Origin of the sequence: Streptococcus intestinihominis (assembly GCF_046824975.1) — a bacterium.
GTDB lineage: Bacteria > Bacillota > Bacilli > Lactobacillales > Streptococcaceae > Streptococcus.
This window is the reverse complement of the sequence record NZ_JBKQBL010000004.1, coordinates 140,641-141,296: the sequence shown is the minus strand read 5'-3', so window position 1 is coordinate 141,296 and position 656 is coordinate 140,641. Positions and strand designations below refer to the sequence as shown.

2 protein-coding genes are annotated in these 656 nt (G+C 44.7%); both read left to right on the top strand.

All coding sequences use genetic code 11. The features are described 5' to 3' along the window. Window positions 1–95, top strand: a 95-nt coding sequence (locus tag ACLOR3_RS07545; protein WP_412037131.1) for a tRNA ligase subunit PheS family protein, incomplete at its 5' end; no start/stop codon positions are given. A 2-nt stretch (window positions 96–97) separates the two neighbouring features. Then, window positions 98–613 (top strand): GNAT family N-acetyltransferase, encoded by a 516-nt coding sequence (locus ACLOR3_RS07540; RefSeq protein ID WP_411399901.1) that lies wholly within the window; start codon window positions 98–100, stop codon window positions 611–613. Window positions 614–656: the final 43 nt, after the last annotated feature.

Here is a 656-nt window from a genome sequence, read left to right as displayed (position 1 = left end):
TTGGTCAGGAGCGTGTAGCCATGCTTCGTTATGGAATCAATGATATCCGTGGCTTCTATCAAGGAGATGTTCGCTTCTCAGAACAGTTTAAATAATCATGTTAGTTAGAGTAAAAATCGACCAGGCACAGACCTTACGTGACCTAGAGGTGGAAACCTATCGGGATACCTTCGGTCCCTATATTGTTGAGAAAGATTTGGAAGACTACTTCTCCACCGTGCTCTCTTTAGAGCAAATCGAGAAGGATCTGCAAGATCCGGAGTCCGAAACCTATTTTGTCCTCAATGAAGAACAAGAAATCTGTGGGTTTCTCAAGATCAACTGGGGTCAGGCGCAGACCGAGCCAGTAGAGATGGACAAGTCCTTTGAGATCCAACGGATCTATGTCAAAAAGGAATTTCATGGGGCTGGTTTTGGCAAGGAAATGTTTATCTTTGCGCTGGATCAAGCCAAGAGCCGGGGCTTTGAGTGGGCCTGGCTAGGTGTCTGGGAACGCAACTTTAAGGCGCAAGATTTTTACTATCGCTTTGGTTTTGAACGATTTAGTGAACACCAGTATGTTACCGGAGATACCGTGGATACAGACTGGTTGTTGAGAAAGAAATTGACCTAGAAGGAACAAGAAACTTCTATTCTAGAGAAGGGGAGGTTATTAG

Excerpts from the sequence above, each read along its gene's own strand:
- ACLOR3_RS07540 (WP_411399901.1), top strand. The coding sequence starts at position 98 with ATGTTAGTTAGAGTAAAAATCGACCAGGCACAGACCTTACGTGACCTA.